Annotated in this window: 12 protein-coding genes; 8 read left to right on the forward strand and 4 right to left on the reverse strand. The window is 49.2% G+C overall.

Annotation, left to right across the window (positions count from 1 at the left end; genetic code table 11):
* Nucleotides 1-92 precede the first annotated feature (92 nt).
* The 6 genes from OCU49_RS16740 (at nt 93) to OCU49_RS16765 (ending at nt 6,083) form a co-directional block, all read left to right on the forward strand.
* A complete protein-coding gene (locus OCU49_RS16740) occupies nt 93-803 on the forward strand; it encodes a GntR family transcriptional regulator (RefSeq protein WP_261841698.1) in 711 nt (236 codons plus the stop codon).
* Nucleotides 804-1,127: 324 nt separating this feature from the next.
* A complete protein-coding gene (locus OCU49_RS16745; protein ID WP_261841699.1) occupies nt 1,128-2,498 on the forward strand; it encodes an aspartate aminotransferase family protein in 1,371 nt (456 codons plus the stop codon).
* A gap of 33 nt (nt 2,499-2,531) precedes the next feature.
* Complete coding sequence (locus tag OCU49_RS16750; protein ID WP_261841700.1) at nt 2,532-3,335, forward strand: response regulator transcription factor; 804 nt, start codon at nt 2,532-2,534, stop codon at nt 3,333-3,335.
* 138 nt (nt 3,336-3,473) lie between these two features.
* Entirely contained in the window at nt 3,474-4,094 is a 621-nt protein-coding gene (locus OCU49_RS16755) for a LysE family translocator (RefSeq protein ID WP_376787882.1), read from the forward strand.
* A 34-nt stretch (nt 4,095-4,128) separates the two neighbouring features.
* The gene (locus OCU49_RS16760) at nt 4,129-5,052 is read left to right on the forward strand and encodes a LysO family transporter (RefSeq protein WP_261841701.1); all 924 of its coding nucleotides are present in this window, start codon (nt 4,129-4,131) and stop codon (nt 5,050-5,052) included.
* A gap of 143 nt (nt 5,053-5,195) precedes the next feature.
* Complete coding sequence (locus OCU49_RS16765; protein WP_261841702.1) at nt 5,196-6,083, forward strand: response regulator transcription factor; 888 nt, start codon at nt 5,196-5,198, stop codon at nt 6,081-6,083.
* A 16-nt stretch (nt 6,084-6,099) separates the two neighbouring features.
* On the opposite strand, the gene OCU49_RS16770 is transcribed toward OCU49_RS16765, so the two are convergent.
* The gene (locus OCU49_RS16770) at nt 6,100-7,428 is read right to left on the reverse strand and encodes a DEAD/DEAH box helicase (RefSeq protein WP_261841703.1); all 1,329 of its coding nucleotides are present in this window, start codon (nt 7,426-7,428) and stop codon (nt 6,100-6,102) included.
* Nucleotides 7,429-7,518: 90 nt separating this feature from the next.
* Nucleotides 7,519-10,410, reverse strand: coding sequence for an RNA polymerase-associated protein RapA (gene rapA, locus OCU49_RS16775; protein WP_261841704.1), 2,892 nt, complete (start codon nt 10,408-10,410; stop codon nt 7,519-7,521).
* Between the two features lie 239 nt (nt 10,411-10,649).
* Here rapA and OCU49_RS16780 point away from each other — a divergent pair, with 239 nt between their 5' ends.
* Nucleotides 10,650-12,050 carry a DEAD/DEAH box helicase gene (locus tag OCU49_RS16780; RefSeq protein WP_261841705.1) on the forward strand — a complete coding sequence of 467 codons (1,401 nt, stop codon included), beginning with the start codon at nt 10,650-10,652 and terminating at the stop codon, nt 12,048-12,050.
* Nucleotides 12,051-12,158: 108 nt separating this feature from the next.
* Here the strand turns inward: OCU49_RS16780 and leuA are convergent, their stop codons facing one another.
* Nucleotides 12,159-13,817: a 2-isopropylmalate synthase gene (leuA, locus tag OCU49_RS16785; RefSeq protein ID WP_261841706.1), complete on the reverse strand. Its 1,659-nt coding sequence runs from the start codon at nt 13,815-13,817 to the stop codon at nt 12,159-12,161.
* 291 nt (nt 13,818-14,108) lie between these two features.
* Here leuA and OCU49_RS16790 point away from each other — a divergent pair, with 291 nt between their 5' ends.
* Nucleotides 14,109-14,600 (forward strand): Lrp/AsnC family transcriptional regulator, encoded by a 492-nt coding sequence (locus OCU49_RS16790; protein WP_261841707.1) that lies wholly within the window; start codon nt 14,109-14,111, stop codon nt 14,598-14,600.
* Nucleotides 14,601-14,664: 64 nt separating this feature from the next.
* On the opposite strand, the gene OCU49_RS16795 is transcribed toward OCU49_RS16790, so the two are convergent.
* The gene (locus OCU49_RS16795) at nt 14,665-15,768 is read right to left on the reverse strand and encodes a hypothetical protein (protein WP_261841708.1); all 1,104 of its coding nucleotides are present in this window, start codon (nt 15,766-15,768) and stop codon (nt 14,665-14,667) included.
* Nucleotides 15,769-15,772 lie beyond the last annotated feature (4 nt).

Here is a 15,772-nt window from a genome sequence, read left to right on the forward strand (position 1 = left end):
AATAAGATAAGAAAACACAACTTTGTGATCACATTTTTATATTTTTTGTGATCACAATATACTTTCAGTCACTGCACTATTAACATAGCACTATGGATAAACACTCCCCCATCACTCTCAATCCACTTGCCCGGGACGAAAGCCAAACCGTTACCCAGTGGGTGTATCAGACATTACGTCGTGCTGTAATGGATGGCGACTTCTTGCCCGGCAGACAGCTGACAATTCGTGCGCTGGCACAAATGCTTGATGTCAGCCCAATGCCCGTACGCGAGGCATTACGTCAACTGGCAGCGGAAAACGCACTGGCCATTCAGGGTAACCGCCGGGTGATGGTTCCTCAGATGACAGCAATGAAGTTTACAGAACTGTGTGAAGCCCGCATCGCCATTGAGTGCCATGCAGCTGCCCGTGCCTTACCCTATATTGATGCCACGCAACTTAAAGCTCTTCAGCAGCAGGATGCCGCTATAAATGAGGCTCAGGCTAGCGGTAACCTGGCTCAGATCAACCATCATAATCAGGAGTTCCATCGCCTGATGTACAGTGCAAACCCTCACCAGGTCAGCCTGTCACTCATTGAGAGTCTGTGGCTGCAGCTCGGTCCTTTTATGCGGCTGGCAAGCAAAAGCATTAACGAGCATTATCTGGTTGATCGCCATAGCGAAGCCATGCAGGCGATAGAACGTAAAGACGCGATCGCCCTGCAACTGGCGATTGCCGCAGATATCCGCGACGGTGTCGCGTTTGCTAATAACCCACAACAATTACAAAGCTTCATAAACCACTCTAACGGCGCGTAAACTCTCAGCTCTCTTTGTAAAAATCAGTCTTAAAAGCCATGCTCATCTGCTCTTATCAGACACTCTTCTTAAACGCATTCCTCAGATTATTTACCTTCATCTGTTCACATAACTGACAGCCTTACACTGCCCGCTATTTCTACATTTAGGCCTTTAGCGCTCTGCTGATATATCACCTGTGCATAAAAAATGCACAAATATTCATTTGACATTTTAATTTTGTGATCACAAAATAAATTCAGAATTTAAGAACAATCCTTCGGGAAAAACATAACAAACAAACCTGCGCTGGTGTCGTACACCTGCCGAAACAGGAGATCAGAGATGTCACAGCAAACCAGCAGTCAGGAAATCCAGTCCCTTGACCGGGAACACCACATTCATCCGTTCAGCAACACTGGTGCTCTGAAGCAGCAAGGCACCCGGGTGATCGAAAAAGCCGAAGGTGTATACCTTTGGGACGGTGACGGTAACAAAATCATTGATGGTATGGCGGGCCTCTGGTGTGTGAACCTGGGATACGGCCGTCAGGAACTGGTAGACGCAGCAGCAACACAAATGCAGCAGTTGCCGTATTACAATACCTTCTTCAAAACCACCCACGCCCCTGCTGCAAAGCTGGCTAAAGCCATCGCAGAAGTTACACCGGGTGATCTGAACCACATTTTCTTTGCAGGCTCAGGTTCTGAAGCAGTAGATACAATTATCCGCCTGGTCCGTCAGTACTGGTGCATTGAGAAAAAACCTTACCGCAATATTATTATCAGCCGTGAAAACGCTTATCACGGCAGTACTCTGGCAGGTGCCAGCCTGGGTGGTATGGGCGGCATGCACAAACAAGGCGCTCCCGGTGTTCCGGGTATCGAACATATCCGCCAGCCATACTGGTATGGTGAAGCTGGTGATATGAGCGAAGAAGAATTCGGTATTGCCTGTGCACAGGCACTGGAAGACAAGATTCTTGAGGTCGGCCCGGACAACGTCGCGGCCTTTATCGGTGAACCAATTCAGGGCGCTGGCGGCGTTATCGTGCCACCGGCTAATTACTGGCAGGAAATTCAGAAGATCTGCCGTAAATACGACATCCTGCTAGCCGCCGATGAAGTGATCTGTGGTTTTGGCCGCACCGGCAACTGGTTCGGCAGCGACACTCTGGATATTCAGCCAGATATCATGTCGATGGCGAAAGGCCTGTCTTCCGGCTATCTGCCAATTTCTGCTGTCGCTATCGGTGACCGTATTGCCAATGCGCTGATTAATCACGATGATGACTTCAACCACGGCTTCACCTATTCAGGCCATCCGGCTGCTGCCGCAGTGGCGCTGGAAAACATCCGTATCATGAAAGAAGAAAATATCGTTGAGTACGTAGCTAACGATATTGGACCTTACTTTCAGAAGAAGCTGCGGGATACACTGGCAGATCACCCTCTGGTAGGCCACATTGAAGGGGTAGGCCTGGTCGCCGGTATTGCCCTGATGAAAGACAAGACCAACAAAACCCCTTTCGGGGATGACGTTGATGTTGGCATGATCTGTCGTGACCATTGCTTTGCGAACAATCTGATCATGCGTGCGGTCGGCAGCCGAATGGTACTGTCGCCACCATTGATTATCAGCCATGCTGAAGTTGATGAAATCTGTGAAAAAGCAAAATTATGCTTTGATAAAACCCTGGAGTCTGTCGCAGAATAACCACAGACCAGAGCGTTTTCGGAGATAACTATTATGCAGGCACTTCAACACCGCAGTCAGGATCCCTATTCTGCCCGCTTAATTGCCGGCTTGATTGATCATATCCGTTTACGCTCTTTCCCTCAGGTACTCAGTGAGTACCTGGAGGCACTCTGCCAATTCGACTCTATTCTTTGTATTACCTATAAACAATCATTCCGGCCGATCATAATCCATCCGCAAGATCCGGATCAGCACAGCCCGGCTTTGCACCGCTATATCGAACATTCCTATATTCTCGATCCGATTTACACATCCATTCAACAAGGTGTAAATGAAGGCATCTGCCGACAGGCGGACGTTGCCCCTGAAGGCTTTGAAACCAGCGATTACTATCAGGACTGTTACAAAAACTTCGACTTTGTAGATGAGATCAATCTGCTGGTTAACCTCGGACAGGACGTCTGCTTCGCAGTATGTCTGGGTCGCAAGTCCAGGCTGGGAACCATTACCCGTAGTGAACTGAACCGCCTGCAGGAAGCCTTACCGGTTATCAGCTCACTTATCCGGCAATTCTGGTTATCTCAGGCCAGTGAATACACCCGTCACGAAAAAGCCGAAGGTGCCATCGCCCAGGCACTAAGCAGTTTTGGTCAGGGCGTACTTACTCAGCGGGAACAGCAAATCGCCGGCCTGATTCTGCAGGGACACTCCTCCAAATCGATTGCGGATAACCTCAACATCAGCGCCGGGACTGTTAAAGTTCACCGGAAAAATATCCACGCCCGTCTGAAAACATCTACACAGTCAGAAATATTCACCCTGTTCCTGGCGCACCTGAAAGCTATTGATAGCTAGACTGGCTAACAAGCCTGTTTTATAACGGGTTTTAAAACACGCTTTATCCCCATAGACATAAAACAGCAGCAATATTTGTACTGCAACTCAGCTGTACATTGCTTAGAATAGCCGCCGAACCTCAACGGAATGATACTGATGTCCATTGCCCTGCTATCGCTGTTTATCCCAACATTTTTCTTTGTCTCGATTACACCCGGGATGTGCATGACTTTGTCACTGACACTAGGCATGTCGATTGGTGTGCGTCGCAGCCTGCATATGATGTGGGGCGAACTGCTTGGCGTAGGTTTGGTAGCAGCAGCGGCCGCATTAGGTGTTGCCACGCTGATGCTACAGTTTCCGGAAGCCTTTATATTTCTCAAATATGCCGGCGGCGCATACCTGGCCTGGATAGGCTGGCAAATGTGGCAGTCCCGCGGCAAGCTGGTGTTGCCTGAAGATGGCTCTACTCCAATAAAGCAAAGCCCGTTACAACTGGCTGGCAACGGCTTTATTACCGCTGTTGCTAACCCCAAAGGCTGGGCGTTTTTCGTTACGCTGTTGCCGCCATTTCTCGATAACAGTCAGTCGCTCGCACCACAGCTGGCAAGCCTGATAGCAGTAATTCTGACGCTGGAGTTTATCTGTCTACTGATCTATGCCAGTGGCGGTAAAGCGCTACGCCACCTGCTAATGAATAAGAACAACGTCAAGCTGATGAACCGCATTGCCGGTTCACTGATGATTGGCGTTGGCGTATGGCTCGCCTTTGGCTGATAACAATCATCTCTCCTGGTAGATACATTCGATTATGACCGTACTTCTGACCCTTGGCCCATTACTTCTGGCCATGATTCTCGGCTACATGATACCCGTCCGCGCACTGACGAATGCCCGCGTTAATCAGGGCCTGACCTGGCTAACGAATATAATTCTGGCATTTGTTGGCTTCGGCATTGGTAGCCTTGAACAGCTGGAAACTAAGCTCAGTGTCGCCGGCTATAACGCGCTATGGCTGTTCTTACTGATTACTGCATTTAACATTTCAGCGCTGTACATAAGCGGCCGAATGCTGGATAAAGCACACCGTAACCAGTCGCAGGAAAACACTAAAGCGATCCCGTTCAACTGGCAGAACCTAAGTGGTGCATTGCAGACGGTCGCCTGGGCTCTGGCTGGCGGTATTGCAGGTTATGCACTGCAACACCCTTTGCACGCTCTTGATCAGATAATTATCTGGCTACTCTATATCCTGCTGTTTCTGGTTGGTCGTCAGCTCTATCTGGGTAATTACCGACTGCGTAAGTTGTTTCTCAATCCTCAGGGGCTGATCATCGCTGCGGTGACTATTATCAGTACCCTGATTGCCGGCATCTTCGGTGCCTGGATTCTGGATTTGCAGCTTCGGGAAGGCCTTGCCGTTGTATCTGGCTTTGGCTGGTATAGCCTGACAGGCATTCTGCTAACAGGTATGGGATCACCGGTATTAGGAACCACAGCCTTCTTACTGGACCTTGGCCGGGAAGTAGCAGCCCTGATACTGATTCCTTTCCTTAGCCGGCTCAGCTGTCATGTGAACGTAGGTTACAGCGGTGCGACCGCACTGGATTTCACTCTGCCTCTGCTAGCGAAGTGTCATGGCGCCAGCGTGATTCCTAATGCGATTGCCAGCGGCTTTATTCTTAGCCTTGCCGTCCCTATTCTGGTACCGCTGTTGTACTCATTAAATCTGTAAAAAATACAAAAATAGTCATCTATCTACACATTTTGGCTATTAGTATTTAGTTTATTGAATCGCTAAAATGGCCATAGAGAACAGCCCTGTCCAATAAGAACGACAGAGCTAAGAGTGGTCCTAATAACAGAATGGATGTAACTGTGGCAGAAACTGTTTCAAAATATTACCGGGTGGCCGGTGAGCCCTTGGTACAGTGGCATGATGCCATCGCTGAAATTATTAATTCCGGGGTGAACGACACTGCTGTCGATCATCTCATTGACACCCTGCGCCTGCTGGTGAATGCCGACGGCAGTAGCCTGATAGTCTATCCCGAAGGGCTGCAGCCTTACTGTCCGTTCCGCAAGCGTGGCGACGGCAGCGATCCACGGATTCATATTGATCAGTACCTCGACAGCGCCTATCTCCTTGACCCTTTCTATGGCCTGACAGTCGAAAAGCCGGCAACCGAAGGCGTTTACCCTTTGAGCAAAGTTGCCCCCTCCGGCTTTAAGCAAACTGAATTCTATCGGGTTTACTATCGGGTAGTGGATTTTGGTGATGAGATTTGCCTGATAGTGCCCACGCCGGACAACGCCAGCATTCATATTTCCATTAGCCGTCAGGACGACAAAGCAAGGTTCAGTGAATCACAGCGCGCTCTACTACAGCGTCTGTTTTCTACTGTGCGGGCAATACTGTTGAAATGGTGGTCAGAATCCCAGCAGGAAAACCTCAGCAAGCAAAAAGTCAGCACTCTGAACGCACGGCTCGACAGCGCACTGGCTAACTTCGGCAGTTCAATTCTGACCCAAAGGGAAACTCAGGTATTACAGTTAATTTTGCGAGGGTATGCGGTGAAGTTTATTGCCCAGAAACTGGATATCAGTCCCGAAACGATTAAACATCACCGTAAAAATATCTATTCTAAACTGGATATCAGTTCACAGGCCGAGATGTTTCACCTGTTTATAGATTCATTACGTATGATGCGGGCAGACTCCCCGGCTGATCCGCTGGCAGAATACCTGCAACCAGCCCGGCAGTAAATCACAGAAGAAGCGCTTAGCGCTTCTTCTTCAGCGGTGCCAGTCCATCATCAGAAACCAGTGCTGCTTTCGCCTGACGACGACTTCGCTGATCCTGCTTAGGCTTAGCTTTTGGCTTAGGCTTAGCAGCAACAGGAGCTTCACCTGAAGCCGCTTTCTTAACCGGTTTAGCCGGCTTAATACCTTTAAACTTCGCTTCCAGCCCTTCTATCACTGCACGTTGCAGATGACGCTGCAAAAAGCGCTCGATACGCTTAAATGAATCCCAGTCTTTCGGGCCAACAAAAGAGACCGCTTCACCTTTAGCACCGGCACGGCCAGTACGGCCAATACGGTGAACGTATTCTTCTGCCTGCTTGGGCATGTCGAAGTTAATTACTAAGGATACCTGTAACAAATCCAGGCCTCGTGACGCCACGTCAGTGGTTACAAGTACTTGCTGATGGCCGCGACTGAAACCATCCATAATCCGGTTACGCTCACTCTGACTCATCTCACCACTGAGTGCCGCACAGCTGATATCTGCTGCCTGCAGCAATGCAGATAAACGCTCAGTATCCGTACGGGTAGCCGTAAAAATAATCGCCTGCTGATAACTGCGGTTAGCCAGCACGTTCTGTAACAGGGCTTCTTTATGATCCAGATGATCACATAGAATAACTTCCTGAGTAATATCTTTGTGCTCTGCGTTTGCCGCACCAATTGCCACTCGCTTAGGCGACTTCAGCAACTGATCAGCCATGTCATCAACCTGAGCATGATCCAGTGTGGCAGAAAACATCAGTGTCTGACGCAAACGGTGATCCGCAGCCTTATTAATCAGCGTCAGTTGCTCAGCAAAGCCCAGATCCAGCATTCGGTCTGCTTCGTCCATGATCAGCAATTCAAGCCCGTTAAGCTGCAAGCTACGTTCTTCAATATGGTTCGCCAAGCGTCCAGGGGTTGCGACCACCACGTGAGGATCTTTCTGTAAGGCTTTAATCTGGTCATTAAAATTTTCGCCACCCAGCACCAGAGCAATCTTAGTCTGACCACCACTGGTCAGTGCTCTTAACTGCGTAAACACCTGCTTAGCCAGCTCACGGGTAGGCGCCAGAATAATTGCACGGGGATCGCGCTTACTCAGGGCACGCTTTTTCATCAGCCGGTGCATCATTGGCAGTAAGAATGCCAGGGTTTTGCCTGAACCGGTTTTCGATGAGGCAATCAGATCGTGGCCAGCCAGCGCCAGCGGTATAGACTGTGCCTGAATCTCTGTTGGCGTTGTAATCGCCTGATGATCAAGATTCTGCAGCAGGCGATGATCTAATCCCAGATCCGGAAAATTATCGGTTTGCTCAGACAAGGTATAGCTCCGCAAAGTATAAAAACATACCGGGTATCAGCGCCCGGTATCAAAAGTATAATTCAGGCCAGCATGGCCAGAAAGGTAAAATCAGGTGGCTACAATAACCCGAATTGCATCCAACTTCAGCTGCAGGGTTTCCAGATAGCCTTCCAGCAATTCCTGACGCTCCACCAGTGCCGCAATTTCTTCAGCGCGAATATTCGGATTAATCTCAGCCAGTGCAACCATACGCTCGATCTCTGCGCCCAGAACATGGCTGACATTTTCCTGCGCCGCCGCATAAATGGCTGGCTGTTGCTTCTCAGCCAGCTCTTCAGCTTCGGCAACCATGGCATTAATTTCAGTGCGGGTATGCTTAACAATATCCACGGCCTGACGCTTACCAACCCGCTCTGCCAGATTATTGATATGCTGTTCTGTCAGCACCTTACTCAGATCCGTTTTGTTCACATCGACAACAATACGTACCAGAGTTTCAGGCAGGTAACGCTGAACTTGCAGATGCTTTGGCGCCGCACAGTGCAGAGTAAAGATACTTTCCAGCAATAGCGTTCCCGGCTTCAGTGGTGGCAATTTAATACTGCACACCGCAGCATTACCAAACTCACCGGACAGAATCATATCCATCGCACCGGCTACCATTGGATGCTCCCAGCTAAGGAAGTGCATATCCTCACGGCTCAGAGCTGTGGTCCGGTTAAAGGTTGCTGTCATGCCCTCTTCCGGTAAACCCGGGAAGCTTTCACAATGCATATGATCACTTGGATGCAACACAATGCTGTTAGTACTGTGATGCTGCTGTTCAACACCGAACTGATCAAACACTTTTTCCATGAACTTGCTCAGCTTACTGCTGGCGCTGGCATTATCGATATTTTCGATAAGCTCGGCAGCCCGCAGCGGATCACAGGAATTCATTTCCAGAAGCTTGTTACGTCCCGCCTGCAATGCAGCCATAGTTTCATCGGCAGCAGCACGGGTTTCACTGATCAGCTTCTCTGCTTCATCGTCATTGGCATGACCACGCAGCATTGTCAGCAACGGCGTTTCAAAACGTTCAAACAAAGCACTGCCTGCCGGGCAAGCAGTGGCAAAACAATTCAGTCCCTGCTCGTACCATGCCAGCAAATGCCCCTGGGCTTCAGTAAAGTAAGGCACGTGAAGGTTTACATCATTCTTCTGACCAATACGGTCAAGACGGCCAATCCGCTGTTCCAGTAAATCAGGATTCAATGGCAGATCGAACAACACCAAATTACTGGCAAACTGGAAGTTACGACCTTCACTGCCAATTTCAGAGCAGATCAGTACTTGAGCACTGTCGTCTTCATCAGCAAAATACGCCGCTGCACGGTCACGGTTTACCAGACTCATGCCTTCATGGAAAACAGCAGAACGCACGCCTTCATATAAACGTAAATGTTCTTCCAGCTGTTTCGCAGTGCTGGCAGCCGCACAGATAACCAGTGTTTTTTCATCGCGGTTAGCCGCCAGCCATTCAACCAGCCACTCTACCCGGGGATCCGCTTCCAGCCAGCGATCCTGAAATACTTTTTCAGGGTGCAGCAATAAGTCCAGATCTGCACCGTCAAGCAATTGCTTTTCGCTTTCCAGATAAAAATCAGGCTCCGGCAAAGGATACTGATGCAGAATACGCTCAGGGAAACCTTCCACGGCATCACGGGTATTTCGGAACAATACCCGGCCTGTCCCATGATGATCCAGCAATTCGCTGATGGTGGTTTGTAACAACTCATCAAAAGCTACAAAGTCTTCAAGGTTCCGCGCCGCATCGAGTAAAGCATCAATACGTGCCTGTCCCAGATACTCAGCCAGTGAGGCCTGTACTGCAGCATCCTGAATCTGCTCCAGTACATCATCAGCCAGTAGTGCTTCCATCAGCTTACGTACTGGCTGATAGCTGGCTTCTTCTTCACGGAATTTAGCCAGATCGTAATAACGGTCAGGATCAAGTAACCGCAAACGGGCAAAGTGCCCTTCCATACCTAACTGCTCTGGTGTTGCGGTTAATAGCAACAAACCTTTAATTTCAGCAGACAAAGCTTCGATACAGGCATATTCAGTACTGATTGCATCTTCAGCCCACTCAAGATGGTGCGCCTCATCGACAATCAGCATATCCCAGCCAGCCATAATGGCTTGCGCCTGGCGCTGAGTGCTGTTGGTCAGGAAAGGTAAAGTACAAAGCACCAACTGAGCAGTCTCAAACGGGTTTACCCCTTCATCGGACATTTCCAGTGCAGTACAGCGCAACTCATCCAGAATCGTAAAACGCAGATTAAAACGTCGCAGCATTTCCACCAGCCACTGGTGAATCAGACTGTCTGGTACAACGATTAGTGCCCGGCTGGATTTACCGCTGGTCAACTGCTGATGCAGGACCAGACCCGCTTCAATGGTTTTACCTAAGCCTACTTCGTCGGCCAGTAATACGCGTGGCGCAAAACGCTCGCCTACCTGATGGGCAATAAACATCTGATGCGGCAACAGTTGTACCCGGGGACCAATGAGTCCAAAACCCGGTGATTTAACATGCTGATGCTGGTGCTTCAGAGTTTCCAGCCGTAGCTGAAAACGGTTATTCTTTTCAACCTGACCGGCAAATAAGCGGTCATGGGGCTTACTGAAGTGAACCGAGCTATCAAGCTCCAGCTCATCAATACTGTGATCTTCACCTTCGGCATCAAAACCCAGATAGTACACGCCGCCATCTTCTTCTATTACTTCGCTGATGACAATTTCCAATCCCTGGTAGGACTTCACCTGCTCGCCTACCGGATAAATTACCCGACTAAGCGGCGCATTATCAATTGCATAGGTGCGCTCTTCCTGAACGGCAGGGAAACTCATCACGACACGGCGGTTGGCAACATCAACAACAACCCCCAACCCCAGATTTGATTCGGTGTTACTGATCCAGCGCTGACCGGGAATAAACTCTGACAAAGGACGACTCACTATTTTTGAAAATTCTGCGCAGTATAATTTTTGCTTGGCCCAAAACCATTCACACAGCATAGCAGTAAGAACGGCGGGCAGCGCATGATAGGGCTTGTTTCAATGTAGCTCAAGAGGCAAACAGCCCTGTTTAAGTATAAACGCTCCAAGAGTGACACAACGCAGGGAAATTCAGGTGGTCGGCAGCAAAATGGTGTATGCTTGCGGTTTAATTTTCACTGCCCATCTAAGCGAGCACTATGTCCTTTATCGATCTTGATCTGGACCTGGAAATCCTCGGCGCACTGGCCGACAACGACTTCCTCAAGCCTACTGATATTCAGCAACAGGCTATCCCTGCAATTCTGGACGGCCTTGACCTGCTGGCGAGCGCCCCAACCGGCACAGGTAAGACCCTGGCCTTTGTTCTGCCCGGGCTGCAGCACATACTCGATAACGAGCCGGACAGTAGCAGCGCACCGCAGGTTCTGATTCTCAGCCCGACACGGGAACTGGCCAAACAGACATACGAAGTCGTTAAACAGCAAACTGCCAACAGCCATATCAACAGCTGTCTGATTGTTGGTGGCGTGCCATTCGGTATGCAAAAAGGCATGCTCGCAGAACGCATTGATATCATGGTTGCAACACCTGGCCGTCTGCTTGAGCTGAATGCACAGCAATGGCTGGATATGTCCCTTGTAGACATGCTGGTAATAGATGAAGCAGACCGTATGTTGGATATGGGCTTTATTGACAGCGTTAATCAAATTGCCGATGTGTTGCCTCAGTCACGTCAAACACTGATGTTCTCAGCAACACTTGAAAGCGACAAGATTCAGAAGTTTGCCAGCGATTTGCTTAACGAAGACGCCCGCTGTCTTGAGGTCGAGCAGCCACGACACATTCCGGAACATATAAAACACAGCGTTTATCAGGCTGACAACGAAGTACATAAAGATCACCTTCTCAAAGCGCTGGTTAAAAGCCATGAGATTGATCAGGCAATCATCTTTGTAAACACCCGTAAGCAGGTTGATCACTGGGTACATGTTATTCGCGGCCTTGGTATCACCTGTGCTGGTTTACATGGCGACTTACGCCAGAGCGACCGCGGCCAGCGTGTTAAAGACATGCGCCGTAAGCGTATCAAGGTTATGGTTGCGACTGACGTTGCAGGCCGGGGTTTGGATTTGCCCGATATCAATCACGTCATTAATCTGCAATTACCTATGAAAGCCGATGGCTACGTTCATCGCGCAGGTCGCAGCGGTCGTGAAGGCAGCACCGGTTATGTCTGGTCAATTGTTGATGCGCTGGACTGGCCAAGCCTTGGCCGGATAGAACGTTTTATCGGTCAGAAACTCAGCCGGGCAACATACCCGGGGCTAGGATCGAAAAAACCTGAGCCGACTGAAAAGAAAAAGCTCAAAACCAATACAAAAACCAAGACCAAAACTAAGGTCAAGAGCAAGGTCAAAGGCAAAGCCGCCAAGGCAAAAGCTAAGCCAACCAAAAAGCCAAAAACAGGTGCCCGCCCTGCTACTCCAAAACCGGCCGCATCTAAATCTGCAGACAACAAAAAATCAGCGGGTAGCAAACCGGCTACAGCGCGTAAACCTGCTACGAAAAAGCCGGCACGAAAGCCAAAAGCTGATTAACGATTTAGCAGTAGTAAACACAAAAAAACGCCCGGCAGTGCAAACTGCCGGGCGTTTTTATTTGTCTTAATTTGCCTGTCTAAACAGGTTGAGTGTTCTAACCAGGAATCAAGCTGCCTGAGCGACTGCAGCCTGACTACGGCTAAACGCTGATAACAGTGCCTGCATAGTAGCAGCTGAAGTATCTTCCGCGACGGCAACACCGTGGTGTAACTGCTCATCGATCATCACTTCAATACATGCCTGAGCCTGAGCCGCAGTACCAGTACCAATCGCGTGCTGATCAAACTGCTGTACTTCAATACTGCAACTGAACCGTTGGCTCAACGCCTGACATAATGCTTCCAGCGGGCCAGTGCCCTGACCACTGAACTGGCTGTTACCTACACTGAACTGGCCATTTACCTGGTGGTCTTCTGTATGCAGATCATAGCTGCCCAATGCCCATTCAGGATCCACAGCAACAAAGTGCTGGTCGTATAACTCTTTAATCACCGTTGGAGATACTTCAACGCCCGAAGCTTCAGCCTCACCCTGAACCTTCTGGCTCAGTGCACCGTGCATCCACTTAGGTAATTCAATGTTGTAATCACGCTCTAACACCAGCGCTACACCACCTTTGCCGCTCTGGCTGTTAATGCGTACAACAGCTTCATATTCACGGCCAATATCACGCGGATCAATAGGCAAGTAAGCAACATCCCACTTATCCAGACCATTGTCTGTGTGGTAGTTCATTGATTTACGGATAGCATCCTGATGGCTGCCGGAGAAAGCGGTATATACCAATTCGCCAGCCCATGGATGACGGGCAGACACTGGCAACTCTGTGCAGTACTCCACCACTTCAATAATTTCTTTAATGTCCGAAAAATTCAGTTTCGGATCAATACCACGGGAGTAAAGGTTCATTCCCATGGTTACGATATCCATATTACCGGTACGCTCACCATTACCGATCAGCGTACCTTCGATACGGTCTGCACCGGCTAATACACCCAGTTCGGCAGCAGCAACTGCGCAACCACGGTCATTATGAGTATGTAAGCTAATACGGATATGTTCACGCTGACTAACGTTACGGCAGAAATATTCAATCTGATCAGCGAAAACATTTGGTGTCGACATCTCAACAGTCGCCGGCAAGTTAATCACCATTGGCTGACCATTCTCTGGCTGCCATTCAGCGATAACGGCATCACAAACTTCAACCGCATAATCCATTTCGGTGCCGGTAAAACTTTCTGGCGAATACTGGAATTCCCAGTCTGTCTGCGGGTAACGCTCAGCATAGGACTTAACCAGCTTAGCGCCCTGCACCGCAATCGCCTTAATACCTTCACGGGACTTACCAAAGACCTGCTCACGCTGAACAGTAGAAGTAGAGTTATACACGTGAACAATGGCGCGGCGTACACCTTCCAGAGACTCATAAGTACGGGAGATCAAATCTTCACGCGCCTGAGTCAGTACCTGAACAGTTACATCTTCAGGTATACGGTCTTCTTCGATCAGCTTACGGACAAAATCAAAATCCGGCTGTGAAGCCGATGGGAAACCTACTTCGATTTCTTTGAAACCCAGCTTAACCAGCAAATCAAACATGCGGGTTTTCTGATCAACATTCATCGGATTAACCAGTGCCTGATTACCATCCCGAAGATCAACACTGCACCAGTCAGGTGAAACAGTAATTACCTGATTTGGCCAGGTACGGTCGGTTAATGCTAATGGCTCAAAAGCTTTATATTTACGATGGTCAAACATGCTGAGTTCCCAGTGTCATGCCTCGGTAAGGCGAAATTTTTTTAATTCTTGTTAAGTCTGCGAGCGGTGCTTGTGGCAACAGAGGTAGGCAGTTTTTAGGCCCGCCGCCGACCGGGTAAGTCACGTGGCGGGCCTGACCGAAAACAGGGATCGTCCCGTCATTCGATAAGACATAGTGTAAACATTGCTGAGCGCAATTACTGTGCGCAATAACGGTGATTAAAACTAATTGCGCAATTTTTATAAATAAAATACGCTTAATGCATACAAATAATTGCGCGGCAGATAAAAATGCGTACAACCAATATCAGTTTAGACCCGTTTGATATAAAAATATTGCGCGAATTACAGCGTGACGCTAACCAGTCAAATCAAGAACTTGCTGAAAAGGTAGGTCTTACAGCAGCGCCCTGCTCCCGCCGGGTTAAACAGCTGGAAGAATCCGGCGTAATCCAGCAAAAAGTCGTGCGTATCGATGAACGGGCGGTCAATCTGGACCTTATCGCCATCCTGCATATCAGCATGGATAAGCACATCCCGGAACGTTTTGAAGAGTTTGAAGCGACTATTAATCGCTTTCCTGAAGTCATGGAATGTTACCTGATCACCGGACATGACGCGGATTATCAATTAAAAGTCGCGGTACCGGATATGGACCGCTACCACGATATTCTGCTCGGTAAGATCACCCGGATACGGGGCGTGACTGGTGTAAAGTCTGCTTTCATCATGCGTAAGATTGTCGATACAACCTCAGTACCACTGGATTACATCCAGCCCTGAATAAAACTCTATTCACAAAAAAAGGCGGCCCTCAGGCCGCCGTTTTTCTTAACACCTTAAAGCTCTATGATTTAGTCGGTGTATAAATATCCTGCAAAACAGATAACTGGCGAATCCAGCCACCTTCGGCAACAACAGCCGGTAACTGCGATTCCATGCCACGTTTAGCGGCACCATAGCTATCGAACTGATGGCTATAGAGCACAACGTATACAGGCCCCAAAACAGTCACACTGCGATAGTAATCAACCTTGCCTTCAAGACGATTAGCCTGCAAAAACTCAGTCATTGCAGGCTTATCTTTAAACTGTGCCAGCTGCAAAACAAAATTCTGCTTTGGCTGACTAAACAGCCAGTCACTGGTTTTGAGACCTGGCGCTGCAGAAAACCCTGCCGATGCCGGCTGACCAGCAGCTGTCGGGCCATAAAGATTTAACAGTCGCTCTGAAATAGCCGTATATAACACATCAGCTTTTTTATGGCCTGCAGCTTTGCTTCGCTGCGCATACTCCAGCGCCTGGGGCAGATCTGCATCAACCTGCTCACCATTAAAATAAATAGCGGCCAGGTTATACAACGCGTCCGGGTTTTCCTGCACAGCAGCCTTCTGATACCAGCTCAGGCTGGCATCATGGTCTTTACCGGCTAACAAAATTGCCAGTGTAACCTGTGCATCCTGATGACCCGACCGGGCTGCCAAACGCAACCAGCGCTCACCAAGACCTAAGTCTTGTTTTACACCACTGCCCTTCAGCAACATTTGTCCCAGTTTGAACTGGCTTTCAGACATATTGCCAGAAGCCGCCTGCCGGTAATATCCTACTGCCTGAGGTAAGTTTTGCTCTACCCCCCTACCATGTTCATAAGCAACGCCCAGATAATATGCTGCCGGCGTGTAGCCTGCCGCCACGGACTGAGTTAACAGCTCAACAGATTTAATCTGATCGCCGTCACGGCCCAGGCTTTCACCATAGATCCGCCCCATGGCAAACAAACCCTGGGCATCACCGGCATCTGCCAGTTTGGAACAAATCGTGTTGGCCGCAGCATAATCTTCATGGTTCAGGCGATCCAGGCACGCCGGCGCCTGTGGATCATGATCTGCCAGCACCGAAGCAGAGCTAACTGACAACAGTGCACTGAGTAATAAATATTTCTTAGCAAACATCACA

Source organism: Aliamphritea ceti, from assembly GCF_024347215.1.
GTDB lineage: Bacteria > Pseudomonadota > Gammaproteobacteria > Pseudomonadales > Balneatricaceae > Amphritea > Amphritea ceti.

What these genes read in the sequence shown, in the direction of transcription:
- OCU49_RS16745 (WP_261841699.1), top strand. Translation starts at nt 1,128, where the DNA reads ATGTCACAGCAAACCAGCAGTCAGGAAATCCAGTCCCTTGACCGGGAA.
- OCU49_RS16755 (WP_376787882.1), top strand. Translation starts at nt 3,474, where the DNA reads ATGTCCATTGCCCTGCTATCGCTGTTTATCCCAACATTTTTCTTTGTC.
- leuA (WP_261841706.1), bottom strand. Translation starts at nt 13,817, where the DNA reads ATGTTTGACCATCGTAAATATAAAGCTTTTGAGCCATTAGCATTAACC.
- OCU49_RS16760 (WP_261841701.1), top strand. Translation starts at nt 4,129, where the DNA reads ATGACCGTACTTCTGACCCTTGGCCCATTACTTCTGGCCATGATTCTC.
- OCU49_RS16740 (WP_261841698.1), top strand. Translation starts at nt 93, where the DNA reads ATGGATAAACACTCCCCCATCACTCTCAATCCACTTGCCCGGGACGAA.
- OCU49_RS16795 (WP_261841708.1), bottom strand. Translation starts at nt 15,768, where the DNA reads ATGTTTGCTAAGAAATATTTATTACTCAGTGCACTGTTGTCAGTTAGC.
- OCU49_RS16780 (WP_261841705.1), top strand. Translation starts at nt 10,650, where the DNA reads ATGTCCTTTATCGATCTTGATCTGGACCTGGAAATCCTCGGCGCACTG.
- OCU49_RS16790 (WP_261841707.1), top strand. Translation starts at nt 14,109, where the DNA reads ATGCGTACAACCAATATCAGTTTAGACCCGTTTGATATAAAAATATTG.
- OCU49_RS16750 (WP_261841700.1), top strand. Translation starts at nt 2,532, where the DNA reads ATGCAGGCACTTCAACACCGCAGTCAGGATCCCTATTCTGCCCGCTTA.